The 25,127-nt window shown below is 64.9% G+C and carries 23 protein-coding genes; 9 read left to right on the top strand and 14 right to left on the bottom strand.

What is annotated here, in order from left to right; all coding sequences use genetic code 11:
- Positions 1-135 precede the first annotated feature (135 nt).
- Positions 136-1,623 (bottom strand): wax ester/triacylglycerol synthase family O-acyltransferase, encoded by a 1,488-nt coding sequence (locus MnOB_RS07030; protein WP_077523406.1) that lies wholly within the window; start codon positions 1,621-1,623, stop codon positions 136-138.
- Positions 1,624-1,865: 242 nt separating this feature from the next.
- Here MnOB_RS07030 and MnOB_RS07025 point away from each other — a divergent pair, with 242 nt between their 5' ends.
- Positions 1,866-3,050 (top strand): alpha/beta hydrolase family protein, encoded by a 1,185-nt coding sequence (locus MnOB_RS07025; protein WP_107504039.1) that lies wholly within the window; start codon positions 1,866-1,868, stop codon positions 3,048-3,050.
- A 509-nt stretch (positions 3,051-3,559) separates the two neighbouring features.
- Here MnOB_RS07025 and MnOB_RS07020 read toward each other — a convergent pair.
- Both MnOB_RS07020 and MnOB_RS07015 read right to left on the bottom strand, forming a co-directional pair.
- Complete coding sequence (locus MnOB_RS07020; protein ID WP_077523404.1) at positions 3,560-4,930, bottom strand: DUF1329 domain-containing protein; 1,371 nt, start codon at positions 4,928-4,930, stop codon at positions 3,560-3,562.
- Between the two features lie 25 nt (positions 4,931-4,955).
- The gene (locus MnOB_RS07015; RefSeq protein ID WP_077523402.1) at positions 4,956-6,893 is read right to left on the bottom strand and encodes a DUF1302 domain-containing protein; all 1,938 of its coding nucleotides are present in this window, start codon (positions 6,891-6,893) and stop codon (positions 4,956-4,958) included.
- Between the two features lie 276 nt (positions 6,894-7,169).
- Between MnOB_RS07015 and MnOB_RS07010 the strand changes: the two genes are divergently transcribed.
- Genes MnOB_RS07010 through MnOB_RS06990 form a run of 5 tightly spaced genes read left to right on the top strand, consistent with a single transcriptional unit; the run spans position 7,170 to position 10,759 of the window.
- The gene (locus MnOB_RS07010) at positions 7,170-8,357 is read left to right on the top strand and encodes a lipid-transfer protein (RefSeq protein WP_077523400.1); all 1,188 of its coding nucleotides are present in this window, start codon (positions 7,170-7,172) and stop codon (positions 8,355-8,357) included.
- A gap of 56 nt (positions 8,358-8,413) precedes the next feature.
- A complete protein-coding gene (locus MnOB_RS07005) occupies positions 8,414-8,854 on the top strand; it encodes a MaoC family dehydratase N-terminal domain-containing protein (RefSeq protein ID WP_077523398.1) in 441 nt (146 codons plus the stop codon).
- Positions 8,855-8,864: 10 nt separating this feature from the next.
- Positions 8,865-9,284, top strand: coding sequence for a MaoC family dehydratase (locus MnOB_RS07000; RefSeq protein ID WP_077523396.1), 420 nt, complete (start codon positions 8,865-8,867; stop codon positions 9,282-9,284).
- A gap of 25 nt (positions 9,285-9,309) precedes the next feature.
- On the top strand, positions 9,310-10,137 hold the full coding sequence (locus MnOB_RS06995; RefSeq protein ID WP_077523394.1) for an SDR family NAD(P)-dependent oxidoreductase: 828 nt from the start codon (positions 9,310-9,312) through the stop codon (positions 10,135-10,137).
- Positions 10,138-10,186: 49 nt separating this feature from the next.
- Complete coding sequence (locus MnOB_RS06990) at positions 10,187-10,759, top strand: DUF2889 domain-containing protein (protein WP_077523392.1); 573 nt, start codon at positions 10,187-10,189, stop codon at positions 10,757-10,759.
- Positions 10,760-11,064: 305 nt separating this feature from the next.
- Here MnOB_RS06990 and MnOB_RS06985 read toward each other — a convergent pair whose 3' ends face one another.
- The 7 genes from MnOB_RS06985 to MnOB_RS06955 all read right to left on the bottom strand — a co-directional run bounded on the left by MnOB_RS06985 (position 11,065) and on the right by MnOB_RS06955 (position 19,024).
- Positions 11,065-12,861, bottom strand: coding sequence for an acyl-CoA dehydrogenase C-terminal domain-containing protein (locus MnOB_RS06985; RefSeq protein WP_077523391.1), 1,797 nt, complete (start codon positions 12,859-12,861; stop codon positions 11,065-11,067).
- A 22-nt stretch (positions 12,862-12,883) separates the two neighbouring features.
- A complete protein-coding gene (locus MnOB_RS06980; RefSeq protein WP_077523389.1) occupies positions 12,884-13,732 on the bottom strand; it encodes a 3-hydroxybutyryl-CoA dehydrogenase in 849 nt (282 codons plus the stop codon).
- Positions 13,733-13,991: 259 nt separating this feature from the next.
- The gene (locus MnOB_RS06975; RefSeq protein WP_077523387.1) at positions 13,992-15,440 is read right to left on the bottom strand and encodes an efflux transporter outer membrane subunit; all 1,449 of its coding nucleotides are present in this window, start codon (positions 15,438-15,440) and stop codon (positions 13,992-13,994) included.
- Positions 15,437-16,315 (bottom strand): efflux RND transporter periplasmic adaptor subunit, encoded by an 879-nt coding sequence (locus MnOB_RS06970; protein WP_077523385.1) that lies wholly within the window; start codon positions 16,313-16,315, stop codon positions 15,437-15,439. Before MnOB_RS06970 ends, MnOB_RS06975 begins: the two co-directional genes overlap by 4 nt.
- Positions 16,312-16,524 (bottom strand): DUF1656 domain-containing protein, encoded by a 213-nt coding sequence (locus MnOB_RS06965; protein ID WP_077523383.1) that lies wholly within the window; start codon positions 16,522-16,524, stop codon positions 16,312-16,314. Before MnOB_RS06965 ends, MnOB_RS06970 begins: the two co-directional genes overlap by 4 nt.
- Positions 16,521-18,590 (bottom strand): FUSC family protein, encoded by a 2,070-nt coding sequence (locus MnOB_RS06960; protein ID WP_077523381.1) that lies wholly within the window; start codon positions 18,588-18,590, stop codon positions 16,521-16,523. The genes MnOB_RS06965 and MnOB_RS06960 overlap by 4 nt, the downstream gene beginning before the upstream one ends.
- Positions 18,587-19,024, bottom strand: a complete 438-nt coding sequence (locus MnOB_RS06955) for a MarR family winged helix-turn-helix transcriptional regulator (RefSeq protein ID WP_077523379.1) — start codon at positions 19,022-19,024, stop codon at positions 18,587-18,589. Before MnOB_RS06955 ends, MnOB_RS06960 begins: the two co-directional genes overlap by 4 nt.
- 201 nt (positions 19,025-19,225) lie before the next feature.
- On the opposite strand from MnOB_RS06955, the gene MnOB_RS06950 reads away from it, so the two are divergent.
- A complete protein-coding gene (locus MnOB_RS06950) occupies positions 19,226-20,134 on the top strand; it encodes a LysR family transcriptional regulator (RefSeq protein ID WP_077523377.1) in 909 nt (302 codons plus the stop codon).
- Between the two features lie 75 nt (positions 20,135-20,209).
- On the opposite strand, the gene MnOB_RS29005 is transcribed toward MnOB_RS06950, so the two are convergent.
- Positions 20,210-20,380: a hypothetical protein gene (locus MnOB_RS29005; RefSeq protein WP_179062780.1), complete on the bottom strand. Its 171-nt coding sequence runs from the start codon at positions 20,378-20,380 to the stop codon at positions 20,210-20,212.
- A gap of 303 nt (positions 20,381-20,683) precedes the next feature.
- Between MnOB_RS29005 and MnOB_RS06940 the strand changes: the two genes are divergently transcribed.
- Entirely contained in the window at positions 20,684-20,893 is a 210-nt protein-coding gene (locus tag MnOB_RS06940; protein WP_077523373.1) for a cold-shock protein, read from the top strand.
- A gap of 167 nt (positions 20,894-21,060) precedes the next feature.
- On the top strand, positions 21,061-21,264 hold the full coding sequence (locus MnOB_RS06935; RefSeq protein WP_077523371.1) for a hypothetical protein: 204 nt from the start codon (positions 21,061-21,063) through the stop codon (positions 21,262-21,264).
- 2 nt (positions 21,265-21,266) lie between these two features.
- Here MnOB_RS06935 and MnOB_RS06930 read toward each other — a convergent pair whose 3' ends face one another.
- The 3 genes from MnOB_RS06930 to MnOB_RS29780 form a co-directional block, all read right to left on the bottom strand.
- Positions 21,267-21,932, bottom strand: a complete 666-nt coding sequence (locus MnOB_RS06930; protein WP_077523369.1) for a YcbK family protein — start codon at positions 21,930-21,932, stop codon at positions 21,267-21,269.
- A 342-nt stretch (positions 21,933-22,274) separates the two neighbouring features.
- Positions 22,275-22,649, bottom strand: a complete 375-nt coding sequence (locus MnOB_RS06925; RefSeq protein ID WP_077523367.1) for a helix-turn-helix domain-containing protein — start codon at positions 22,647-22,649, stop codon at positions 22,275-22,277.
- A 346-nt stretch (positions 22,650-22,995) separates the two neighbouring features.
- Positions 22,996-24,960 carry a methyl-accepting chemotaxis protein gene (locus tag MnOB_RS29780; protein ID WP_077523365.1) on the bottom strand — a complete coding sequence of 655 codons (1,965 nt, stop codon included), beginning with the start codon at positions 24,958-24,960 and terminating at the stop codon, positions 22,996-22,998.
- Between the last annotated feature and the right edge of the window lie 167 nt (positions 24,961-25,127).

Below are 25,127 nucleotides of genomic sequence, written 5' to 3'. Positions count from 1 at the left end.
TAGCCCCGACGCATCCGGGCTACCTGCTAGAACGACGCGATGGGTTTCGCAGGCTCTACCCATCCTACGGACCTCCACGCCTGCATCACCGTAGGATGTGGCGGGCGGCGCTCCGCTAGAGCGAAGCGAAACCCATCATTTGCGGGCGGTGGCGCGCTTTTTCGGCGCGTGCTTTTCCACGGCCTCGAGGGTGGCTTCAGCCAGCGCCTGCATCTCCTCGTAGGAGTCCTTCAGGCACTGCGCGAGGAAGTCCGGGTCGGGCACCACGTTGGGCGAGCTGGTCAGCGAGACGAACATCTTTCCGCAGTAGCTGGTGGGGTTCCAGATCAGCGAGAGGCCGTCCACCAGCGGGCCGACGCCGCACCAGTAGACCAGCTTGGCGCCGAGCATGTAGAGCGGCACGTTGGGGCCGGGCACGTTGGTCACCAGGCAGTTGTGCAGGATCACCGGCCCCTTGCCGCCGACGCCCATCATGGTGGCCAGGCGACCGGCGAGGCCGAGGGTGGCGGGCGGTGCGAATTTCTGCAGGTTGGTCAGGTCCTCCGCGCCGATCCCGTTCTGGATTGCCTTGGACTCCGAGGTGGCGGTGAACACCGCTTCCAGCCGCTCGAGCGGGTCCTCGATATCGGTGCGCAAGGGGAAGGTGACCATCGAGATCGTATTGCCGCTGGCCGCGGCTTCCCCGCCCTGGCGGGTATTGACCGGCGCGAGGGTGACCAGGGACTTGTCAGGCAGTTCGTCCTTCGCCTCCAGATAGCGGCGCATCGCTCCGCCGATGATGGTCAGGACCGCATCGTTGACCGTCGCCCCCGGTACCAGGGCCTTGATCTGTTTCACCGTGGCAAGGTCGAGGGTGACCGAGTTCCACACTCGCGCGGCGCTGACATTGGTGTTGAAGCGCGTGCGCGGTGCGCCACCCCCGGCGGTCAGCACCGAACGGGCCACCGAACGCAGGCCGGCTATCGCCAGCTTGGGCAGCACGCGGGCCAGCGGCCGGGCCATCCGCGCCGAGGCCGAGATGTTGTCGGTGAGCATGCGGCTGACGGTGTCCAGCGGCCCCCAGAGCGGACGGCGGACGTTTGTCGCCGGTCTGTCGGGAACGACCGCGACGGGTTTGCCCTGGGCGCCGGCGATGTCGTGCAGGGCCCAGGTCAGTTCCGCCGCAGCGGTGCCATCCATGGCGGCATGGTGGGACTTGGTGAGGATGGCGAAGCTGCCCTTGGGAATGCCCTCGATGTTGTCCAGCCCTTCGATGACGTACATCTCCCAGGGCGCGCGGGCCAGGTCCACCGAGCGGGCGTGGATGCGCGACACGAGGATGCAGAACTGCCGCCAGTCGCCAGGCTTGGGCAGGGCGAAGTGGCGGACGTGGAAGTCGATGTCGAACAGGTCGTCTTCCACCCAGTACGGATAGCCCAGCCCGTAGGGAACCTGGACGATCTTGCGGCGGAACACCGGCGAAACGTCGAGGCGATCGGAGATATGACGGACGATCTCGCGGAACCCGAGGCGCTGTCCTTCCACGGTGGACTGGTCATAGATGTAGATCATGGTGCAGTGAGAGGCCGCGTGGGGCCTGTCGACTTTCAGGAACAGCGCATCTTGCCCGCTGAGTTTGCTCATCGTTGGGATACCCGCAAGGTGGTGGTAGAGATTGATCCAGCGGCTGGATCAAGCGGCCCGGCGAGCGAGGCCCGCGGCCTCTCTTCACCCAGGTAGGTCATATTCATCGTTCGCAGGTGCAACCCGTCCCCCTACATTCGGGGGGAGAAGCGCCTCGGGCGTGCCTTTAAGCTGTCGCAACCGTATTACGCCCAGGTGCCGGTCGGCTGGGCGATGGGCTGGACTTTGCCGGGAGAATCCGCGTGTTGAACGAAGAGAGGCGTGCAGGCGAGAGGGTGGCGGACCGTACGCGCAGCCCCTGGTGGGAAAGGCTGCCGGAGGATTTCTGGCTGCATGCGGACGGGACTGCACTGGATTCCGTGCATCCACTGAAGGTCCATGGCACCGCGGCGATCGAGCGCGTGATGCGCACGTCGCTGTCGACCACGGTCGCCGCCGCCGTGCTGGCTTCGCTGAAAGGCAGCGGCAACATGCAGGAAGAGTTCGACGCCTTACGCTTCTACGAACCCTTGGCGCGAGCGGGGGATGCGACGCAGGTTTTCCTGCCGCCGCCCGGCGACATTGCCGTCGACGCGCAAGAGCTGCTGAAGGGCGACGGCATCCGGCGTTTCAAGCTGAGTTTCGCCAGTCCCTTCCAGCCGTTGAACCCATACGCGCGTCCTCGCTTCGCGGCCATGCAGCGAAATACCCGCGCCCATGCCCAACACTGGTGCCATGGCGACCGGCCAAGGCCAACGCTGATCCTCATTCACGGCTTCGCGGCGGACCCCCATTGGCTGAATGCCCATGCGTTGTCACTGGCCGATTTCTACCAGCGCGGTTACGACATCCTGCTGTTCACCTACCCGCATCACGGCCGGCGTGCCGAGCGCGGTTCCTGGTTCAGTGGCCAGGGTCTGTTCGGTAGCGGGTTGGTGTCTTTCAACGAAGCGCCCTTGCATGCGATCCACGACCTGCGCGTGTTCATCGACTACCTGCAGGGGCGCGGGGTCGAACACATCGGTGTGGCGGGCATTTCCCTCGGTGGTTACACCGCAGCGCTGCTCGCCGCCGTCGACGATCGCCTGGCGTACTGCATTCCGATCGTGCCGGCGGTCAGCCCGATCGACGTGTTCCTCGAATGGCAGCCCACCGGCCTCTTGCTGTCACGGCTGATGCGCAGCCAGGGCGTGGGGGTCGCCGAAATGCGCGGCCTGCTCGCGGTGCACAATCCGCTGACCTACGCCTCGCCCCTGGACGGTCAGCGCATGCTGATCATCGGCGGCGCCGGCGACCGGGTGACCATGCCGCGCCACCTGCGCCTGCTGCAGCGGCACTGGCCGGGCAGCGCCCTGCACTGGTTCCCCGGCAACCACATCCTGCACCTGGGCCGCCGGGAGTACCTGGAGCGTATGGGCGAGTTGATGGATCGGTACTCCGGGGTGTAGCGCTGGTGACGCAAGCCTCCTGTTCGCGAGGGCAGGGGGCTTTTTTGCGTCCCGGAATTGGGGCTTAGGCGCTGGGGCTGTTCGCGAGCAGAGCTCGCTCCTACAGATGAAGCCCGCTGCCACATATAGTTTCAGGAGTGTTGCGTCCTGTCCGGCGCGAGTCACCCCTCGCCCGCCTGCGGGAGAGGGGCCGGGGGTGAGGGCTGTTGGGTTTCGCTGCGCTCTACGCCAACCTACGGAAGCTAGGCGCGGAGTAAACATCCACATCCGTGTATGGACCGTAGGGTGCGCTGTGCGCACCGATTCCGGGATTGGCTTCGGCACCCCGTCAAACCGCCGGTGCGCACGGCGCACCCTACCGGATCGGCTTCTTCCTGCTAGCCCAGAGACGCGAATCGTCACAGTCAGAGCCGGTGACTCATGACCACGCCCTCAGGACGTGGTTTCCCAAGTTCAAATGCACAACGCCCCGCAGGTGCGGGGCGTTGTGCTTGCTTCAACTCACGAGGTCAGCGAATACCCGCGTTGCGCAGTGCTGCGGGGGTGAACTCGGACATCTTGGTGCGTTGGCCGTACTGCGGTGCGAGCTTCGATTCGTTGCTCATGGCGGCGACGATGTAGCGGCCGGCGATCAGGTCGTAGAAACCCTGGGCCGCAGGGGCGTTGAGGCCTTTTTCATAGTTGGTGTAGGTGTAGTTCTCGCCCACCCGCCAGAGCTGGCCACGGCCGTCGTAATGGTCGACTTCGGACAGTACCCAGGTGTCTTCGTCGAAATACATGTCGCGCTTGGCGTAGATATGCCGTTCACCCGATTTCAGGGTGGCCTGCACGTGCCACACACGGTGCAGCTCGTAGCGGGTCAGGTCCTGGTTGATGTGGCCGGGTTTGACGATATCGGCGTACTTCAGGCTCGGGGACTGCAGCTTGTAGTTGTTGTAGGGGATGTAGATCTCCTTCTTGCCGATCAGCTTCCAGTCATAGCGGTCCGGCGAGCCGTTCATCATGTCGGCGTTGTCGGAGGTACGCATGCCGTCGGCGGCCAGGCCGGGGGCGTCGTAGGCGAGCTGGGGCGCGCGACGCACGCGGCGCTGGCCGGCGTTGTAGGTCCAGGCCTTGCGCGGGTCCTTCACCTGGTCGATGGTCTCGTGGGCCATGGACACGGTGCCGGCCAGGCGTGCCGGCGCGTTGACCGCAAAGATGTAGTAGTAGAGGACGTTCTTCGCTTCCTCCACGTTCACGCCGTCCATGAATTGCGGGAAGCTGTTCTGGTCCTCGGTCTCGACGATGGTGTACGCACCATCGACCTGGGGCACTGCCTGCACTGCCCAGCGGTGGATGTTGTCGCCGCGATAGCGGGTCACGTGGTTCCAGTAGACCTCGACGCCATTCTTCGGAATCGGGAAGGCGTAGTAACGCGAGTCGGAGAAGTTGCCCAGGCCATTACCATCGCTGACCAGCTGCACGCCGGTGGCGCTCTTCTTCGCCGCGTCATAGATGTTCGATGGTGCCCAGGCGGTGCGGTGGCTCGGGTACACCGGAATCCTGTAGGTGTCGGCGTAGCGCTTGAACATCGCCAGCTGGCCGGGGGTGAGCTTGTCCTTGTACTGCTCGGCGTTGGCGGCGGTGATGGTGAACAGCGGCTTCTCGTCCTTGAACGGATCGCCGAGGAAGCCCTTGGCATCCACCGGTGCGGCGCCTGGCTTGAGGCCGCCGTCCCAGCTCGGGATGCTGCCGTCGGCGTTGCCTTCCTTCTGCGCACCCACCGGAGTCAGGGTAGCGCCCAGCTGGGTCGCTTCCTGCTCGGAAACAGCGGCCATGACGCTGGTGGCCAGCAGAGACAGCGCCAGGGCGCCGGTTTTGATGATCATGCTTGCTTTCATGGAATTACCCTCTGCCGGTTTCGGCTCAGAAGTTCACGCCGAAGCTGAGCGAGACGAAGTCGCGGTCAGTGCTGGTGTTGAAGTTGCCACCGAAGAAGTCGGTGTAACTCAGGCTCGCGGTGTAGGTGTTCAGGTAGTCGGCATCGAGCCCGACGCTGACGGCCTTGGCGCCTTCTTCGAAGTTCGGGCCCCAGCCGTCGACGTCATGGGACCAGGCCAGGTTGGGGGAGAGGTTGATACCGGCGATCACGTTCGGGTAATCGAGCTTGGCGCGCACGCGGTAGCCCCAGGAGTCCGTGGTGTAGAAGCCGTGGCTGTTGCATTCCTTCTGCGGGTTGGTGGCAGTGGCGCAGACGGTGGTGTTCTGGGTGCCGGGGAACTCACCCGCACCATAGACCGGGCTGCGGCCGAAGCGGATATCGGTGCCGTCGGCGTCGCCCAGGCCGTTGATGCGGTTGTAGCCGACTTCGCCCACCAGGGTCAGGCGGCTGGCGCCCATGACCTGGTCGAAGAACTGGGTGGCTGTTACCTGCGCCTGCATGACCGGCATGCGCTTGTAGCCGGGCAGATCGCCGCCCAGTGCCTGCGCCGTTTCTCCGCTGGTGAAGACCGGGGAGGTCTGGGTGCGGAAGTCGGTGTCGGTGGACTGGATCGCCGCCAGGTTGAGGTCGGCGGTGTTGATCTGCAGCGGCATGTTCGGCCGGTAGCTCAGCTCGCCACCCACGGAGGTTGCGCCCACGGTGGTCTGGAAGCTCAGGCCGTAGAGGCGGATGTCTTCCGGGTAGTCCACGAAGTAGCGCGCGGCACGCACCCGGTTGAACTGGTTCTGCACGGCGGCGACCTGGCGGGCGGCGGCGGGCAGGGCGCCAATCTGTGCGGCGGTGATGGGCGCGACGGTGGTCTGCTTGAAGCTCAGGTAGGGGTTGCGGCTGTGGTAGTTCATGGCATAGAAGCCGAACTCGGTGTCGTTCAGCTCCGGCACGAACCAGCGCAGCGCAACACCGTACTGGCCGCTGTCGCGCGGGTCGTTGTCTTCCAGGCGCGGCATGTAGACGTCGTCCACGACGGCGTTGGTGAGGATCTGCGCGGCAGTCGCGGTGTTGTTGGCAACGCCGGGAGCGAGGTCCGGGCCGGCGAATACCAGGCGGTCGTTGCAGCCCTGGGGCAGGGGGTCGGAACCGAAGAAGGTGCCGCAGTTGTCGACCACCGAGTTGTCCCACTCCAGTTGGTAGAAGGCTTCGGCGGTGAGGTTCTCGGTCAGGCCCTGGGAGAGGTAGAACATGTTTACCGGGATCAGGCCTTCCTTCACCTCGGCACCCGGACGGCGCAGGGCGGCGACGTCGATGGGGTTGATGCTGTTGATCGAGTTGCCGATGAAGGTGCTCTCGCCCCAGCTCACTACCTGCTTGCCCAGGCGCACGTTGCCGGCCAGGTCGCCCAGGTTGTAGTTGTGGTAGACGAAGGCATCGAGGAACTCGGCGCCGGAGGCCTTGGCCAGGTCGTCACGGCCGCTGTCGTCGATGTCGTAGAACAGGCGGTGCTCGTCCTTCAGTTCGAAGTCGTACCAGTACTTGCCACGGACGAACACGCCACTGTCGCCGTACTTCAGCTCCAGGTCATGCACGCCCTTGAAGATCTTCGAGAAGGTCTCGCCTTTCTTGAAGTTCTGGCGGTTGTCGTCGGCCGTGCGGGTGGCCGACTTGCCGCGCAAGCCCTGGGTGTTGGCGGAGTTGATGAACATCGGGTCCGGCCCGCGTACCGCCCAGCTGGCGCCGACGGAAATCGACGAGTCGAACTGTCCTTCGATCTCGCCCAGCTGGAAGCTGACCGCATCGGCGTTGGCGCAGGTGCCGAGCGCCACCGCGACCGCCAGCAGCCGGGGCGTGAAGGTCGCCAGACCGCGAGTGGAACCACTGGCCGGCGACTGCTGATTCAATGAGGTTGTGTGTCTTGCCTGTGTCACGTGTTGGTTCCTCTATGGAGTCTTTCTTGTTGTTTTTCAGGACCGCAAGCACACGCTATCCCCGGCGTCCCCCACCCTTCCCCCTCCAGTAGGGGGGGATATTTCCCTCCCGTCGTACCCCTCGCCATCCCCCCTTGGCCGGACAGGCCCGCGCCCCCTCCATGAGGGGGGGCGTAGCTGTTCGTCGCTGCGCAACCATCGGTCCAAGGAGTGCTGCCATTGCCGTCGAAGACAGGCACGCAGCCCGGACCTTGTCACCTGAACCTGGAGAAAGTGATGTCGCAGAAAGTGTTTGTCGCCGGTGTCGGCATGATTCCGTTTGCCAAGCCTGGCCAGAGCGGTACCTATATCGAGATGGGCGCCCAGGCCATCCGCCTTGCGCTGCAGGATGCTGGCGTGGATTACGGCAAGGTCCAGCAGGCCTACGCCGGGTACGTCTATGGCGACTCCACCAGCGGCCAGTCGGCCCTTTACGAGGTGGGCCTCTCCGGCATCCCGGTGATCAACGTCAACAACAACTGCGGCAGCGGTTCCACCGCGCTGTACCTGGCTCGCCAGGCCGTGGAGAGCGGTGCGGTGGACTGCGCCCTGGCCTTCGGCTTCGAGCAGATGCAACCCGGCGCCCTGAAGTCCCACTGGCTCGACCGCCCGATCACCTACGGCAAGGGCCACGACGTGGCCGACGCGATCTTCCCCCAGGGCCGCGATATGCCCGACGCTCTCAAGTTCTTCGGCGGCGCCGGCCTCGAACACATGCAGAAGTACGGCACGAAGATGGAAACCTTCGCCGCCATTCGCGCCAAGGCCAGCCGCCATGCCGCCAACAACCCGCTGTCGGTATTCAAGAAGGTGGTGACCACCGAGGAAGTGATGGCCGACCAGGTGATCTTCCCCGGCGTGATGACCCGCCTGATGGCGTGCCCGCCCACTTGCGGCGGCGCCGCGGCCATCGTGGTATCCGAGCGCTTCGCCAAGCAGCACGGCTTGCGTACCGACGTGAGCATCCTGGCCCAGGCCCTGGTGACCGATAAGCCGGAAGCCTTCGAGCCGCCGTCGCTGATCAGCATCGTCGGCGTCGGCATGACCCGTCAGGCCGCCACGGAAGTCTATGAGAAGGCCGGTGTCGGTCCGGAGGACATCCGCGTCTGCGAGCTGCATGACTGCTTCGCCCACAACGAACTGCTGACCTACGAAGGCCTGGGTTTCTGCCCGGAAGGCGGCGCCGAGAAGTTCGTGATGGATGGCGACAACACCTATGGCGGCCAGGTGGTGATCAACCCGTCCGGCGGCCTGCTCTCCAAGGGCCATCCCCTGGGCGCCACCGGACTTGCCCAGTGCTATGAGCTGACCCACCAGTTGCGCGGCACCGCCGGGGCCCGCCAGGTGGAAGGCCTGCAGCACGCCCTGCAGCACAACCTGGGCCTGGGCGGCGCCGGCATCGTGACCCTCTTCGGCCGCGGCTGAAGACAGTGCGCGCCCCTCGCGGGCGCGCGTTTCAACTCACTCGAGGACTCCATGACATGGCAGACAAGAGTCTGATCGGCCGTTCCCTGGGAGTGACCACCGCCGACGTGGAGAAGGGCCGCCTGCGCTTCTTCGCCAAGGCCATCGGCGAGACCGATCCGATCTACACCGATGAAGCTGCTGCCAGGTCGGCCGGGCATCCCGGATTGCCGGTGCCGCCGAGCTTCCTGATGTGCCTGGAAGCCGAAGGGCGCGACTCCGACCACATAGTCGAAGGCATCTTCGGCTTCGACCTCGGGCGCATCCTGCATGCCGAGCAGGGCTTCACCTATCACGGCATGGCCTATGCCGGCGACGTGCTGACTTTCGATACGCGGGTAGTGGACGTCTACGAGAAGAAGGGTGGGGCGCTGACCTTCGTGGTCCAGGAGACCCGGGTTACCAACCAGGACGGCCGGCACATCGCCGACATCCGTTCCTCCCTCGTGCAGCGCTGAGGATCGTGCAATGAGCCTTCCCCTATTCGACGAGCTGCAGATCGGCTTTGAGCTGCCGCTGCTGACGCTGCCCGCGGTCAACCGCACCACGCTGGCCCTGTATGCCGGCGCATCCGGTGACCACAACCAGGTGCATATCGATCTCGATTTCGCCCGCAAGGCGCGCCAGCCCGATGTGTTCGCCCACGGCATGCTCTCGGTGGCCTACCTCGGCCGTCTGCTTACCGGCTGGGTGTCGCAGACGCAGATTCGCAGCCTGTCGGTGCGCTTCACCGGCATCACCCAGCTGGGGCACGTCCCCACTTGCAGCGGCAAGGTCATCGAGAAATTCGAGGCCGATGGCGAGCAGCGAGTGCGCCTGGCGATCCGCTGCGGCAACCAGTACGGCGAAGAAAAACTGATCGGCGAAGCCGTCGTGGCCGTCGCCTGAACCCCAGAAGAACAAGGAAAAACCCATGAAAAAGCTCGAAGGCAAAGTCGCCCTGGTCACCGGCTCCGGCCGTGGCATCGGCCGCAGCGTCGCCCTGAAACTGGCCGCCGATGGCGCCCGCGTGGTGGTCAATGACCTGGACTCCGGCCCGGCCGAGGAAGTGGTCGCGGAAATCCGCGCCGCCGGTGGCGAAGCCGTCGCTTGTGTCGGCAGCGTCACTGCCGTCGATTTCGCCGACCGCTTCGTGAAAACCGCGGTGGACAGCTACGGTGGCATCGACATCATCGTCAACAACGCCGGCTACACCTGGGACAACGTGATCCAGAAGATGAGCGACGAACAGTGGTACGCCATCATCGACTGCCACATCACCGCGCCGTTCCGCATCCTCCGCGCTGCCCAGCCGATCATCAGCGCCATGGCCAAGAAAGAGGCCGCCGAGGGCCGCGTGGTCAACCGCAAGGTGGTCAACATCGCCTCGACTTCGGCGGGCGGCAACCCGGGCCAGGTCAACTACTCCACGGCCAAGGCCGGCGTGCTGGGCATGACCAAGTGCCTGGCCAAGGAGTGGGGCCGCATGAAGGTCAACGTCAACGCCGTTGCCTTCGGCCATATCGAGACCCGCCAGACCCAGCCGGTGGAAGGCGACCCGAACTTCATCAACATCGAAGGCCGCGAGATCAAGGTGGGCATCAGCCCGGCCATCGTCGAGCAGTCGAAGACCATGATCCCGCTGGGCCGTCCGGGCAATACCGAGGAGGCGGCAGGCGCGGTCTACCTGTTCTGCATCCCGGAATCCGACTACGTCTCCGGCCAGGTCCTGGTCTGCGGTGGCGGCATCGGCAACGTCTGATGCGACTGACGGGGCGCATGAGCGCCCCTTCTTTCTAGAGGGCCGTTGCATGGAAGAAAACACTGCCAGCCGTCGTCTGCTGCACACCCGCCAGGTGACCTGCACCGGCTATGAACGCGACGACGGGCTGTTCGAGATCGAGGGACGGCTGCTGGATACCAAGGGGGTCGACACCGAATTCCCCTATGGGGTCATTCCCGCCAACGGCGTGCTGCACCAGATGCTTATCCGTATGACCCTCGACCGCAAGCTGGTGATCCAGCGGATCGAGGCCGTTTCCGAACAGGCACCCACTCCCGTGTGCAGCCACATCAACCAGGCCTATGCCGCGTTGGTGGGGATCAGTATCGGCCCGGGGTTCAAGAAACGCGTGGCGGAACGGGTCGGCGGCATGAAGGGCTGCACGCACCTCACCGAACTGCTCGGCCCCATGGCTACGACCGCGATCCAGACCCTGGCGCCCGTGGTGCAGAAGCGCCTGCGCGAGCGCGCCGCCCGCGACCCCGATTTCGAGATGCCCACCCACTGGGCCATCGGCACGTGCCATGCCTACCGCCCGGAAGGCGATGCGGCGCTCCGCGTTCGTGAGTGGCGGCCGACCGATAGCCGATCCAAGGGCTGAAAGAGCAAGGCGACACCCAGCGGCTCCCGGTTGGGCCGCACGTTGGGCTTCGCGGAGCTCAGCCGCAACCTACAAGAGCTGTGTGCCTGTGACGCCGGGGTTCAGGTAGGAGCGAGCTCTGCTCGCGAAGGATTGTGCTCGGAATGTTCGCGAGCAGAGCTCGCTCCTACAGGTGCCGCGTGTGAGCCGGGTGCCGGGGTTGGGTCAGAAAAAAAAAGGCCGTCACGAGGACGGCCAAAGCTCCGTACCGGCGGTCGACACTCGCCGGCCCCTCCCGCCGCCCGCCATGAACGGGCGGTGGAAACTCAGAACAACGTGTCTTCCATTTCCAGGACCGCATCGCCGCCCTGGATCACGATCCGCGACAGCCCTTCGGCACGCGGCAGTAGATGCTCGGCGTAGAAGCGCGCGGTCTGCAGCTTGCCGCGATAGAAGTCCTGGTCGGCGGTTCCCGCCTTGAGCTGCTCATGAGCAACAAGCGCAGAGCGGGCCATCTGCCAGCCACCGGCCACGGTGCCGAACAGCTCCAGGAAAGGCACGGCGCCAGCCAGGACGCGGGGCGCCTGACCATTGAAGTTCTCGACGATGAACTCGACCGCCGCATTCAGCGCTACCACGGAGGTGGCGAGGGCGCTGGCGATGTCCTGCAGTTGCGGGTCATCGGCCCAGACGAGGCGCTCCATGACGTAGCGCATGCGCTTGGTCACCAGCCCGATGGCCTTGCCGCCATCGCGGGCGATTTTGCGGCCGACGAGGTCGGACGCCTGGATGCCGGTGGTGCCTTCGTAGATGGTGGTGATGCGTGCGTCCCGCAGGTGCTGGGCGGCGCCGGTTTCCTCGATGAAGCCCATGCCGCCATGGATCTGCACGCCCAAGGAGGCGATATCCACCGCGTTCTCGGTACCGCAGCCCTTGACCACGGGAATCATCAGGTCGACAAAGGTTTGCCATTCCTCGCGGCGTGCGAGGTCGGGGTGGCGTTCGGCGCAGTCCATTGCGGCGGCAACTTCGCAAGCGATGGCGCGCATCGCTTCAGTGCGGGCTTTCATCGACAGCAGCATCCGGCGAACGTCCGGATGGCGAATGATCGCCACCTTGTCGCGACTCTTCGCGCCGGCCTCGGTGCCTTGAACGCGCTCACGGGCGTAGGCGAGCGCACGCTGGTACGCACGCTCGGACAGACCGATACCTTCGATACCGACGGAGAAGCGCGCGGCGTTCATCATGATGAACATGTATTCCAGCCCGCGATTCTCTTCGCCCACCAGCCAGCCCAGGGCGCCTTCGTTGTCACCGAAGGCGAGTACGGCGGTGGGGCTGCCGTGGATGCCCAGCTTGTGTTCGATGGAGGCGCAGCGCACGTCGTTGCGTGCACCTAGAGTGTCATCGGGGTTCACCAGGAACTTGGGCACCACGAACAGCGAGATGCCTTTCACACCCTCCGGCGCGCCCGGAACGCGGGCCAGCACCAGGTGCACGATGTTGTCGGTCAGGTCGTGCTCGCCATAGGTGATGAAAATCTTCTGGCCGAACACGCGGTAGGTGCCGTTGCCCTGGGGTTCGGCGCGGCTGCGTACGGCAGCGAGGTCCGAACCGGCCTGGGGCTCGGTCAGGTTCATGGTGCCGGTCCATTCGCCGCTGATCATCTTCGGCAGGTAGGTTTCCTTCAGGTAGGAAGACCCGCAGAGCTCGATGGCTTCGATGGCGCCCCGGGTGAGCATGGGGCACAGGCCGAAGGAAACGTTGGCGCCGTTCCACATTTCTTCCACCAGCGCGGAAATCAGTCGCGGCAGGCCCTGGCCGCCGAATTCCGGGTGGCAGGAGAGGGCGTTCCAGCCGCCGTCGACGAACTGGCCGTAGGCCTCGTGCCAGCCTTTTGCCGTGCTCACTTCGCCTTCGTGCCAGCGCGCGCCCTCACGGTCGCCGATGACGTTCAGGGGCGAAAGCACGCCCTGGGCGAACTTGCCGGCCTCACCGAGGATGGCATCGACGAGATCGGTACCCAGCTCTTCGCAGCCAGGCAGTTCACTCACTTGTTCCAGGTATCCCAGTTCGTTCAGGACGAACTGCATATCGCGCAGGGGGGCGCTGTATTCACTCATGGCTGAAACCTCGAGGGGCGTGTCAGTAGCTGTGGAAGCCGCGGCCGCTCTTGCGACCGAGGTGGCCGGCGGCGACCAGGTCCTTGAGCAGGCGGGCAGGGCGGTACTTGGGATCGCCGAAACCTTCGTGCAGGACCTGCATGATGGAGAGCAGGGTGTCGAGGCCGATCATGTCGGCCAGGGCCAGCGGTCCGATGGGGTGGTTGCAACCCAACTGCATGCCGGTGTCGATGTCGCGGGCGCTGGCCAGGCCTTCCTGGAGCACGAAGACGGCCTCGTTGATCATCGGGATGAGGATGCGGTTGACGACGAATCCGGGGGCGTTGTCTACGTTGATGGCGGTCTTGCCGACCGCCTTCGCGAAGGCTTCCACTGCGGCGTGGGTCTGGCTGGACGTCTGCAATCCACGAATCAGCTCCAGCAGCTGCATGGCCGGCACGGGATTGAAGAAGTGCACGCCGATGAAGCGCTCGGGGCGTTCCAGCACGGCGGCCAGCTGGGTGATGGAAATGGACGAGGTGTTGGTGGCGATCACTGCATGGCCTGAAACCACCGCTTCGATCTGCCGCAGGATGCGCAGCTTGAGGTCGAGGTTCTCGGTGGCGGCTTCGATCACCAGGTCGGCGTCGGCCAGGCTGGCGTAGTCAGTGGTGGCCTGCACGCGCGCCAGTGTCGCTTCGCGCTCGCCTTCGCAGATCCTCGCTTTGCGGACCTGGCGCTGCAGGCCTTCGTCCATGGCCGTCATACCACGGGCCAGGGCAGATTCGGTGACATCGATCAGGGTGACGTGCAGGCCAGCGGAGGCGCAGACCTGGGCAATGCCGCTGCCCATGGTGCCGGCACCTATCACGCCGATTCTGTTGAGGCTCATGGAGAACTCCGGAGGTTGCGAAATCAATCGCGCAGAGTTCAACAGAAGGTCGGCAAGAATGGCCCACCCCGGAGGGGTAGGTGGGTCGGGAAGCTGTGGGTTTGGTGAGGGGGCCGGAGAGAGTAGCGTTAGGCTGACGCGGTGGCGCTGTTTAGCCGGGTTCTTCGCGAGCAGAGCTCGCTCCTACAGATGAAACCTTCCGCCGCCGGTAGTTCCAGGATTGTCGGTATCTCGCCGGCGCGAGTCACCCCTCTCCTCTTCAGGGAGAGGGGTTGGGGGAGAGGTCGGCCGCACCCTGCTGCCAGCCACCCCCCAAAGCCATGAACAGGCCGATTTGCGCCTGGACCACCTGGCTCTGGCTGGCGGCCAGCTGCTCGGCGACTTGCGCCTGGGTGCGCTGGGCTTCCAGTTCGGCCAGGAAGGATTCGCGGCCGGCCTGGTAGAACGCGTGGGTCTGTTCGGCGCTCAGCTGCGCCGAACGGGCGGTTTCATCCAGTGCCGCGTGCTGCTGCAGGGCGGCGGCGTACTGGGCGAGGGCTGTCTGGGTTTCTCGCAGGGCATTGAGCACCACACCGTCGAAATGCGCGAGTGACGCCTGGGTGGCGGCTTCGGCCTGTTGCACCCGCGCACGGGCGCCGGTGGTGGGAATGTTCCAGTGGATGAGCGGGCCGAAGCCCCAGTGCTGGGTGGAGGGGTCGCCCATGTCGTCGAGGATGCCGATCAGGCCCGTCGAGGCACCGACGCTGATGTCCGGGTACAGCTCACCGGTGGCGACGCCGATGCGAGCGGTGGACGCGGCGAGCTGGCGCTCGGCCTGGCGAATGTCGGGCCGGCGCTTGAGCAGCTCGGCGCCATTGCCCACTGGCAGCGGCTGGGTGAGTTCGGGCAGATGACGGCATTCGGTGACGCCTGGCGGCAACGCCGATGCCGGTTGGGCGGTGAGCATGGCCAGCTGGTAGATGCCGGTCTGCTGAGCGGCCGTGTAGCGCGGCAGGGCGGCGCGCAGGGACTTGAACTGAGTGGCCGAGCGCGTCACTTCGGTTTCGTTGCCACGCCCGGCGGCGTGCAGTTGCTCGGTGAGTTCCAGGCTCTGGCGCTGCAGGTCCAGGGAGTGCTGGGCTACTTCACGCTCCTCATTGGCCGAGCAGACCTGCGCATAGGCACTCACCACCCGCGCCACCACGTTGATGCGCACCAGGTCGGCGGCGGCCTGCGCCGCGTCGGCATCGGCGCGGGAGGCCTCGACGCCGCGCTGGAGCTTGCCGAACAGGTCGAACTGATAGGACAGGCTGGCATTGAGGTTGGCGAAGTTCACCACCGGCACCTTTTCCATCAGCAGGAACTGCTGGCCAGCGACCTGGGTGCGCTGCAGGTCGGCACTGACGGATTCCTCGAAACCACCGCGATCTTCCGCTTCCTGCACCTGGGCGGCGGCGCGGCCGAGGTTGGCGGTGGCCACGCGCAGGTCGGTGTTGGCGGCCAGCGCCTGCTCCACCAGGCGTTCGAGTTCCGGCGCGTGGTACAGGCGCCACCAATCGGCGGGCACCGGGGCGGAGATAACCGGCGCGTCGCTTGTAGCGAGTTCCCCCTGGGCGTCGGCACGGTTGATCGCCGCTTCTTGCGGCAGTAGGTAGTCAGGGCCCACTACCTGGCAGGCGGAGAGGCTCAGGGCCAGGCTGGTGCTGGCGGCGAGCAGGCGAAATCTCATGGCTGCACCGGCGCTTCGAGGATGGACACGGTGGCGGTTCGCCCGGCCACCATGCGGAAGTCGTCCGGTACTTCATCGAACAGGATGCGCACCGGAACCCGCTGGGCCAGACGCACCCAGCTGAAGGCCGGGTTGACGTTGGGCAGCAGGTTGGCGCCGCTCGTGCGGTCGCGGTCTTCGATGGCGGCGGCAATGCTGTGCACGCGGCCGGTCAGGCGACGTCCGTCGCCCATCACGCGGATGTCCACGGCCTGGCCGACCTGGATCTGCCCGAGCTTGGTTTCTTCGAAGTAGCCGTCCAGGTGGAAGGAGTCCTTGTCCACCACCGACAGCACGTTGTGCCCAGCGCTGACGAACTCACCCGTGCGCGGCGCCCGGTCATTCAGGTAGCCGTCCACGGGGCTGGTGATGACGGTGCGGGCGAGGTTGAGCTTCGCCCCTTCCACCGTGGCTTCGGCCTCGGACAGCGCGGCGCTGGCACGCAGCACCGAAGAATCGCTGGCCTCGACGATTTCCTGGGCGACGAGCCGGCCCAGGGCGCGGTTGCGTGCCTGCTCGCGGCGCGCCTGGGCGAGGGTTTCGCGGCGGTCGTCGCGCATGGCCTGCGCCTGCTGAAGGGCGACCTTGAAACGCTCCTGGTCGATGACGAACAGCACCTGGCCCTTGCTGACCGGCTGGTTGTCATGGACTTCCACCTTGTCGATCAGCCCGGAGACATCGGGCGCGACCTGGACCACGTCCACGCGGATATGGCCATCGCGGGTCCAGGGTGCGAACAGGTAATAGCTGACCATCTGCCAGATCAGTACGGCGGCGATGGCAACGGCGAGCAGGGTGACCAGCAGGCGGGCGGAGGAAAACGCGAGTCGTTTCATGATTGCATCAGGATTCGGCTGAAATGTTCGAGGGTGCCCAGCAGGGCGGCATACAGCGCGATGTTGAACAGCGCGCGGTGCCAGACCAGGCGATAGACATGCAGGGCATTGAGCAGCTTCTGCAGCGGCAGGTAGACCAGGTAGGCCAGGAGCATCAGCACCAGCGCGGTGGGCAGGAAGACTCCGAAGATGTTGATGTCGCCGATCACAGCGCTGCTCCGTCCAGGCCCGCGGGGATGGGTTGTTCCGTGCCTTGCACCGGCGGCGCGGCAAGTGCCGGACGCAAGGCGGTTTCCAGCCCGGCCAGGGCGTGCAGGACGGCCAATGCGGCCTCTCCATACTGCGGCGCGGCAGCGGCCACGGTCTGGCGGGCGTGTTCGATCAGGTTCAGCAGCGAGGGCGCCACGTCACGGGCGATGGCGCTGCGCAGGTTGCGCCGGAAGTGCCGGCCGACGCCGCGCACCACCAGTTGCAGCGGCCGTTGCAGGTCCTCTGGCAGCCGCGCCTGGTGGGCCTTGATGTCCAGCAGGTTGTAGGCGATGCGCAGTTCGCGTTCGGCGCCGCTGCTGTCCTGGCCGCTCAGGTTCAGGCGCGGCAGGTGCTGGGCGAAGCGGTCGAGCAGGCGTCCGGCGAGTCGGCGCTGGGCCACCAGGGTGTCGGCGCGGCTCATGTCGGCGAGGTCCTGCCAGCTGGAGCGGGTCATGCGCCGGGCCAGTAACTCGGCGCCGAAGGGGCGGAACACCAGGGTCCAGAGGAAGGCGAACAGCAGGCCGATGGGGCCGGCCAGGTTGCTGTTGAGGAAGACCTGGACGTTGGCTTCGTAGGCACCCTGGATGCTGATGAAGGTGGCGGTGTTCACCGCGATCAGCAACGTTGGCAGGTAGAAGCGCGGCTGCACGGTCAGGGTGCCGACGCAGATGAAGGGGCCGGCGAAGGCCAGCACCAGCAGCGGGAAGTCGTGGACATTGGGCAGCACGAGGAAGAGGTAGAGGCTGGCCAGCACCACGCTGAAACTGGTCCAGACGAAGAAGCGCCTGATCTGCACCGCCGGTTCGTCGAGGGTGGCGAAGAAGCAGCACGCTACGGCGGCCAGGACCACGGCGCTGGCACCGTCGGTCCATTGCAGCCAGATCCACAGCTGCGTAGCGACGAAGATGCCGAGGATGATGTAAGCGACGGAGTAAAGCATCAGGCCGCGGTCGAAGAAGCGCGCGCCACTGCCCAGGTGCCAATGGCGGTAGACCGATGTCCAAGGAGCATGGTCGTCCTTGTCCAGGCGCTGATGCAGGTCGCGGCAGTCCTGCCAGAGGTCGAGCCACTGCCGCAGGCGATAGAGGCTGCTGCTGAGCAACGACTGGCCGGCATCACCCAGGGTGCGGATATCCGGCTGCAAGGCATCCAGCTCCAGGCGGAGCCGCGTGCGTGTCTCGTCGTCCGCCTCGCCCTGCAACCAGTCGAGGCAGGCATGCAGGCTCGGGGCAAGCCGCGCGGCCAGGTGCGGTGCCTTCTCCCGCAAGGCGAGCAGGCTGTCGTGCAGGGTATCCACCGCCGGCAACAGCAGGGCCATGCGTTCGCGAAGCTCGCGGGCATTGCGCACGACACGCGGGTGCGCTCCTTCATGCGGCAACTGGCCGATCATCAGTTCCAGGCCGTTGAAGGTGGTGACCATGCTGGCGCGCAGCTGTACCAGTCGTTGCAGGTCACGCGGGTGCTGCAACTGCAGGGCGCAGTAGTCGCGGGCGTCGCCGAACCAGCGCTTGGCGTTGCCGGCCAGCGCCGGGGCCAGCCGGCTGGGCCAGAACAGGCTGCCGACCACGCTGGCGCAGATGATGCCCAGGAGAATCTCCAGAAAACGCGAGTAGGCGAGGTCGAAGACCGCTTGGGGGTTGTCCACCACAGGCAGGGCGATCATCGGCATGGTGTAGCCGGCCAGCATCAGTGCGTAGTTGTCGGCGGTGCGCACATGCATCGAAAGGAACAGCATGCCGCCCGTCCAGAACGCCACCACCAGGCTCAGCAACAGCGGTTGCTGGGACAGCAGCGGCACGACGAACACGGCGGCACTGGCGCCGAGCAGGGTGCCGAGCGCGCGGTACAGGGCCTTGGAACTGGTGGGCCCGACGAAGGGGTTGGCGACGATGTACACCGTCGCCATGGCCCAGTAGGGGCGGGGCAGCTGCATGTACAGGGCGATGTACAACGCCAGCATGGAAGCGGCGAAGACCTTGATCGAGTAGAACCAGTCGCGGGCGGGGGGCAGGTTGAGCACGATCAATGGGCCTGGCTGAACTGGTCGAAGGCGTCGAAAACGCGCAGGGCGGCTTGCAGGTCCTCAGTCGACAGATGCTCAAGGGCCTGGCGGCGCAGCAGGATCAGTTCGTTCTCCAGCTTCTCGCTGAGCTCGCGTCCGGCGCGGGTGACGCTGAGCGTCTTGGCGCGGCGGTCGCTGGCATCTTCGTGGCGTTCGATCAGGCCGGCGCTGCACAGCTGATCGAGCAGGCGCACCAGGGAAGGCCCCTCGATGCCGATGGCCTGGGCCAATTGCACCTGGCGCACGCCGCCGCCCAGCCGACCGATCATCAGCAAGGGCCCGCAACAGGCTTCGCTGATACCGAACTTCGACAGGTTGATCTGGCAGATACGCCGCCAATTGCGCCCGCTGATGACCAGGCGGCTGCTGACTTGCAGATGAAGGGCTTCGACAGACATATACAAAGAATGCTAGCTATCTATTAGGATGCTATCTAATCATTCGGCTGGATGCGCTTCAAGGGCGAAATCGCGCAACAGTGTGTTTCGCTTCCGATGCTTGCGCGAGTTTCCTTGCTGCTCCATCGAGGCGCCGGCCGAACGCTCTGCCACGGGCGTTTTCCCCGGCGGGGCAACTGCGAACGACGAGAGGAGCGGGGTATGAATCGCAACGAGCTGCGCAAGGCCGACATCAACCTGATGGTGGTGTTCGAGACGCTGATGCAGGAGCGCAATGTCACCAAGGCCGCGGAAAAGCTGTTTCTCGTCCAGCCCACCATCAGCGCGGCCCTGAATCGCCTGCGCGCGCTGTTCAACGACCCGCTGTTCGTCCGCGTCGGTCACCGCATGGAGCCCACTGCCCGCGCCGAGATGATCTCCCGGCACCTGTCGCCGGCGCTGGACGCGCTGTCCGTGGCCCTCAGCCTGACCCACGAGTTCGATCCGGCCACCAGCAACATGACCTTCCGCATCGGGCTGTCGGACGATGTGGAGTTCGCACTGCTGCCGCCGGTGTTGCGGGCATTGCGCAATGAGGCGCCGAACATCGTGATCGTGGTCCAGCACGCCAACTACTGGCGGATTCCAGAGCTGCTGGCCAATGGCGAGATCACCGTTGGTATCACCCAGACCCGCGATCTGCCGGCCAATGCCAGGTGCAAGCGCCTGCGCCGCGTCTTCCCGAAGGTGCTGCGCGCGGACCTGGACGGCGGTCCTCTGACCCTGGACGAGTATTGCGCTCGGCCACATGTCCAGGTGTCCCACACTGCCAGTACCCACGGATTGGCGGATGACTGGTTGCAGGCGATTGGACGCACGCGCCGAGTGGTGTTGTCGGTTCCGCAGTTCAGCGCCTTGCCGGCCCTGCTGGCAGGCACCGACCTGCTGGTCAGTCTGCCCGACTACATTGCCGAGGCCATGGCCGCGTCCGGCCAGCTGCGTTACGAGGCGCTGCCGTTCGAAACCCCTGAACTGGACCTGGACATGGTCTGGCTCAGCATGCTGGACAGCGATCCGGCGGAAAGCTGGCTGCGCCAGCGATTGCAGGCGCTGATGGGGGAGGGCGATTGATGGCTGTCCCGGGAGCAGGCAGCGGACGTCGCGAGCGCCCTAGACGAAAAAGCGAGCCTTTAGCTCGCTTTCTCATCATTCTTCCGGCTTCTTCGCCTGTCCTTTTGTCCACTGTGACTTCTGGCGGCCAGTATTCCATCCGGTCTTGCCGGTCGGGACCTCTGTGATCTCTCCGCCCTTCGACAGAAAGGCCCTGGTCTGTTCGTCCAGCTCGGATCTGGCGCGGCTTGATGGGTTGTCAGACATGAGGGCACCTTTGATTTGTGAGCCCTCGGAAGCGAGGCTCAGTCCCTGACTATACAGGCTCCCCATTCGGTCAACCCGTAAAATCGGCCAGCTGGCCAAACGGGTCGAGAATGGCCAGCCCCAGAAATTACTTTTCAATCCTGACGAACCCTGTATTCTTCGCCCACTGCCTGCTCAGTCTTGCGGCACCGTTTTGATGTTCTGTCCTTTCGATGTTCCATCTCCTCGGCACCCTTCACTACGCATACAGTCACCGGCCAGGTTTTTGCCTGCCACGTATTCCTACACCTTGGAGACAGCATCATGTCCACCCGCCAAAACGGTACCGTCAAGTGGTTCAACTCTGAAAAAGGCTTCGGCTTCATCACCCCCGAGCAGGGTCCGGACGTGTTCGTACACTTCCGCCAGATCGAAGGCGACGGCTACAAGTCCCTGGACGAAGGCCAGCGCGTAAGCTTCGTCGTCACTGCTGGTGCCAAAGGCCCGCAGGCTGAGCAGGTTCGCGCTCTGTAAGAGCCGCTCAGAAAAAAGCCCCGCCTCATGCGGGGCTTTTTTTTGCCTGGGCGGTGACCATTGGTCCGGCATTCGGTCTGCGATCACCGTTGGGCGCGCCGCCTGGCGATAGCTCAGCCTCGGCGCTATAGTCCGCGGCTTTTCGATTTCCCACCTGGTGCGGTGCTATGGACGACGATCTCGACCTCCACGAACCCGAACACGATCATCTGCTCGACAACGACGATGACCTGGACGATGAGTGCTTCGACGACGAAGACGCCGATCCACTCGACGTCGTGGATGGAGAGTGTGATTACTGCGGCGAGCTGACCGAGCGCACCGATCGGCGGGGTCAGTTCGTTTGCGCCGACTGCGCTGACTTCGACTGAAGTCAGGCGAAGTGCTCGCCCTGGTCCAGCACGGCCAGGGCCCATTCTTCCTGCCCCGGCTCCGCCAGGGCGGAAGCGCGCCAGGTCCTGACGCGGCCGACGTCCACGTGGATGAACCCCTTGGATGGATAGAAGCCCACGCCACCGGCACCGATGGCGCGAACCAGCCTGCCCAGCCGTTCGACGCTGACGCCGGGGATGCGGATGTCGGCGGCCATGCCACGAATGTGCAGGGACTGCCGGGCGGCGCCTTCCAGGGTGGCGTTGTGCTGCGGGGTGCGGTAGCCGCTATTCACCAGGATGCGAGTGGGGAGCTTGTTGATGCGCAGCCAGGCCTGGATGAGGAACAGCAGGTCGAGCAATTTGACGTTGATCTTCACCGTGCTCTTGTACTTCACGTCCCGCAGGATGCGGCAGCCCTGGCGATAGCCTTTCAGGTCCCAGCCCTTGCCCTTGCGGAAGTAGCAGAAGGTGGCGACTTCCCCTGCGGCCGGGCGTTCCAGGCGCAGGTGGCGATCACGATTGAGCAGGCGCGCATGAAGGTTGCGGGGGCGCAGCGTCGTCTCTATCCGGGCGGCCAGGGCGTCGCCCGTGACCAGGGCCGCGCCGAAGGCGGCAAAGGCCTTGAGAACCTGGCGTCTGGAGATTCCGGGAGAGGAGGCAGCCATGGGCGACCGCTCGCTGGGAGATCGGGGGTGATCGACTATACACCCGGTCGCGAAAACTGCAGAAGATGTCAGAAAAAGCCCCGCGACCACGGGGCTTTTCGTTACTTATCGGTGACCTTTCCTGTGGCCGTCCCGGTCTCGGTCATCGTGGTCCCGGTGGTCGTCCCAGCCACCTCGGCGGTCGTCGTCATCGTAATGATGGATGATGCAGCCGCTGTTGCTGGCGAGCAGCACAGCCAGCAAGGTGATCTTCACGACTTTGGCGAGCAAGCGCGTTACCTCTCGGGCGCGGGGATCGGATTCCCCATGTCCTTGAGACAGGTAGCCGGCGAAAAGGATCGATCAATCGGCCGGCTTTTCCAGGCGTCGGGCGATCTGTTCCAGCAGTACCAGGTCCTGTTCGACCAGGCGGCCTTCGCTGGCGGCACGGTTGAGACGGTCGAGCACCTGGCGGGAGCGCGGGCTCAGTGTTTGTTCCGGGCCATAACGGCCCTCTTTGGATTCGGCGATCTGCATAACGGGATTGAGCAGGTCGTTGAGCGTGACCTCCAACGCCTTGGCAATGCGCTTGAGGTCTTCGAACGAGGGCTCGCGGGTATCCCGCTCGTAGTTGCCGATACGGGATTGTGATTCCCAGCCGCACTCGTTGGCCAGGGCCTGCTGAGAGAGTCCTTTCAGCTTTCTGTAGTGCGCAATGCGCGATCCAAGCGTGTTCATGCCGCGAATCTTAATGACGGAATGAAGCGTACTTGGCTCACTTATCGTGTTTGCATAGTGTGCGAAACGTGATTATGGTAGTCCGCAACCAACGGATTGCCAAGGGCGCTCAAGGATGATGAGGAAAACCCGCAAGGGCGGGGCCAGTCCGCCACCCGCGATACCACCGCCCGGTAGCCCAGGCTGCACAGGGTGTGATGGGACGCGCGCCGCAGGTCGTGATGCGGCGTGGTGGGGCTGGCTGAAGATGTATCGCTGGTTCTGGTCCACCGGGCCGCCTTCCTGACGGCACCGGGTTGTCTCTGGTTGCCCCCTGTCCGCGCGAGCGGGCAAGGGGCTTTGGCATTCAGGCCAGACGGAAGCGGTTGACCTCGGTCTGCAACTCACCGCCGAGGCGAGCGAGGTCGATGCTGGCTGCTGAGGTTTCCTCGGTGGCCGCCGCGGACTGCTCGGCCACGTCACGGATGCTGGTGACGCTGCGGTTGATCTCTTCGGCCACGGCGCTCTGCTGCTCGGCGGCGGTGGCGATCTGCTGGTTGAGCTGCTGGATGTTGGAGACCGAGTTGTTGATGGCCTCCAGCGCAGTTCCGGCTTCCTTGGCAGCATCCACCGTGTGGCCGGCCTGGGTGCGGCTGCGGCCCATCATGTCCACCGCGCCCTGGGCACCGTCCTGCAAGGTGCTGACCAGTTGCTCGATCTGCGTGGTGGATTCCTGGGTTCGGCGGGCGAGGGCGCGTACTTCGTCGGCGACGACGGCGAAGCCACGACCGGCATCCCCTGCTCGCGCGGCTTCGATGGCGGCATTGAGGGCAAGCAGGTTGGTCTGCTCGGCGATGCTCTTGATCACGTCGAGTACGGTGCCGATGTTAGTGCTGTCGTGCTTGAGTCGCTCGATGGCCCCGGCCGACTGCTCGATGGCCTGGGCGAGGTGTTCGATACGCTCGATGGCCTGCTGCACGACCGCGGTTCCGTGCTGCGCCTGGCGATCGGCATGGCTGGCGGAGTCGGCGGCGGATTCGGCATTGCGGGCGACGTCCTGAACGGTGGCGACCATCTGGTTCATGGCGGTGGCCACCTGCTCGGTTTCCATCTTCTGCTGGGTCACACCGGCACTGGTCTGTTCGGTGACGGCGGACATCTCCTCTGCCGCTGTGGCCAACTGTTCGATTCCGCTGCCTAGACGCTTGAGCAGGCTGCGCAGGCTCTCGGTCATGTCCTGCATGGCCTGCATCAATTGACCGAGTTCATCCTTGCGATCGCTGCGGATGTCCGAGGTCAGGTCGCCGGCGGCCACCTTGCGGGCCTGTTGTACGGCCTGGCGAAGGGGAACCACGATCAACTGGGCGATGATCAGGGCGGACAGCAATCCGACCACGAAACCGATGGCGGCCGCCGTGACCAGGATGGTCTTGGCGTGGCGTGCGTCGGCTTCCAGCAACTGCATCTGAATGTTGAGCGCGTCGGTGGAGGAGCCGGAAATGCCCTTGGCGCGCGTCGTGAGGGTGGACTCGGAATCGGCGTGGCGCTGGATGCTCTGGCGCAGGTTGGCGAATTCACTGCGGTAGCGTGCGATCTGCTTGCGCGCTGAATCCAGGTCCTCGCGGGCGGAGGGTTCGCTGATGCGTGTGGCCAGTTCGTTGGCTCGGCTGTCGAGGGCGTCGAACAAGGCGTTGAGCTTGTCGGCGTATTGGCCGTCGCCGCGCATGACGAAGTCTTTCTCGTGGCGCCGTGCGGTGAGCACGTCCTTGGCCATGCCGGACGCATGGGTCGCGCTTTCCAAGGCACGGATGCCGTTTTCATCGCCGCTCTGACGGATTTGCTGGAGGGCTTCCTGGGTCAGGTGCTGCTCCAGTTCATCGAACTGCTTGAGCGCCTCACGGGCCGCCTGCTCCATATTTTGCTGGGCACTGCGCTTGTTCTTCTCCATTTCCGCCAGTCCCGTAAGGTTCTGCTGGTACTGGCCGAGATCGGTCTGGATCTGCTTCATCAGGTCGATGGTCTTGGGAATGGTCATCACCTTGAGGGTGCTGTCGGCGATGCCCTGGATCTCTCCGATGATTTGCAGCGCGTTGCCGATGGCTTGTTCATCGCTGCGGATGATGAAGTCCTTCTCGTGCTGGCGGACCTGATAGAGCTTGGTGTCGATGTCATTGACCCGCAGCAGGATGTCGAAGCGGTGTAGCGCACCTTCCAGTGCACGCCAGCTGGTCCAGGCCACGAGCAGAGTGATGGCGAGTACCAGGCCGAATCCGGTGAGCAGCTTCTGGCGGACGCTGAGGTCGTTGAAGAAGCGTTTGATCGAGCTGTTCATGGCAGACGCCTCGTATCGAGTGGGCGAAAAAGAGGCAGGGGGCGAGCGAAGGCACTGCAGGTGGGGGAGAGCATCGCTTGACTTCCTGTCAGGGGGAGCGCCATCCACGGCTAATGGCTATGAGCCACCAATCTAGACGCCCCATTTCGGTGCTGTCCAGTTCGACG

The organism is Metapseudomonas resinovorans (assembly GCF_002003485.1).
GTDB lineage: Bacteria > Pseudomonadota > Gammaproteobacteria > Pseudomonadales > Pseudomonadaceae > Metapseudomonas > Metapseudomonas resinovorans_D.
The sequence above is the reverse complement of the archived record's forward strand: the minus strand, read 5'-3'. Positions and strand labels throughout refer to the sequence as shown.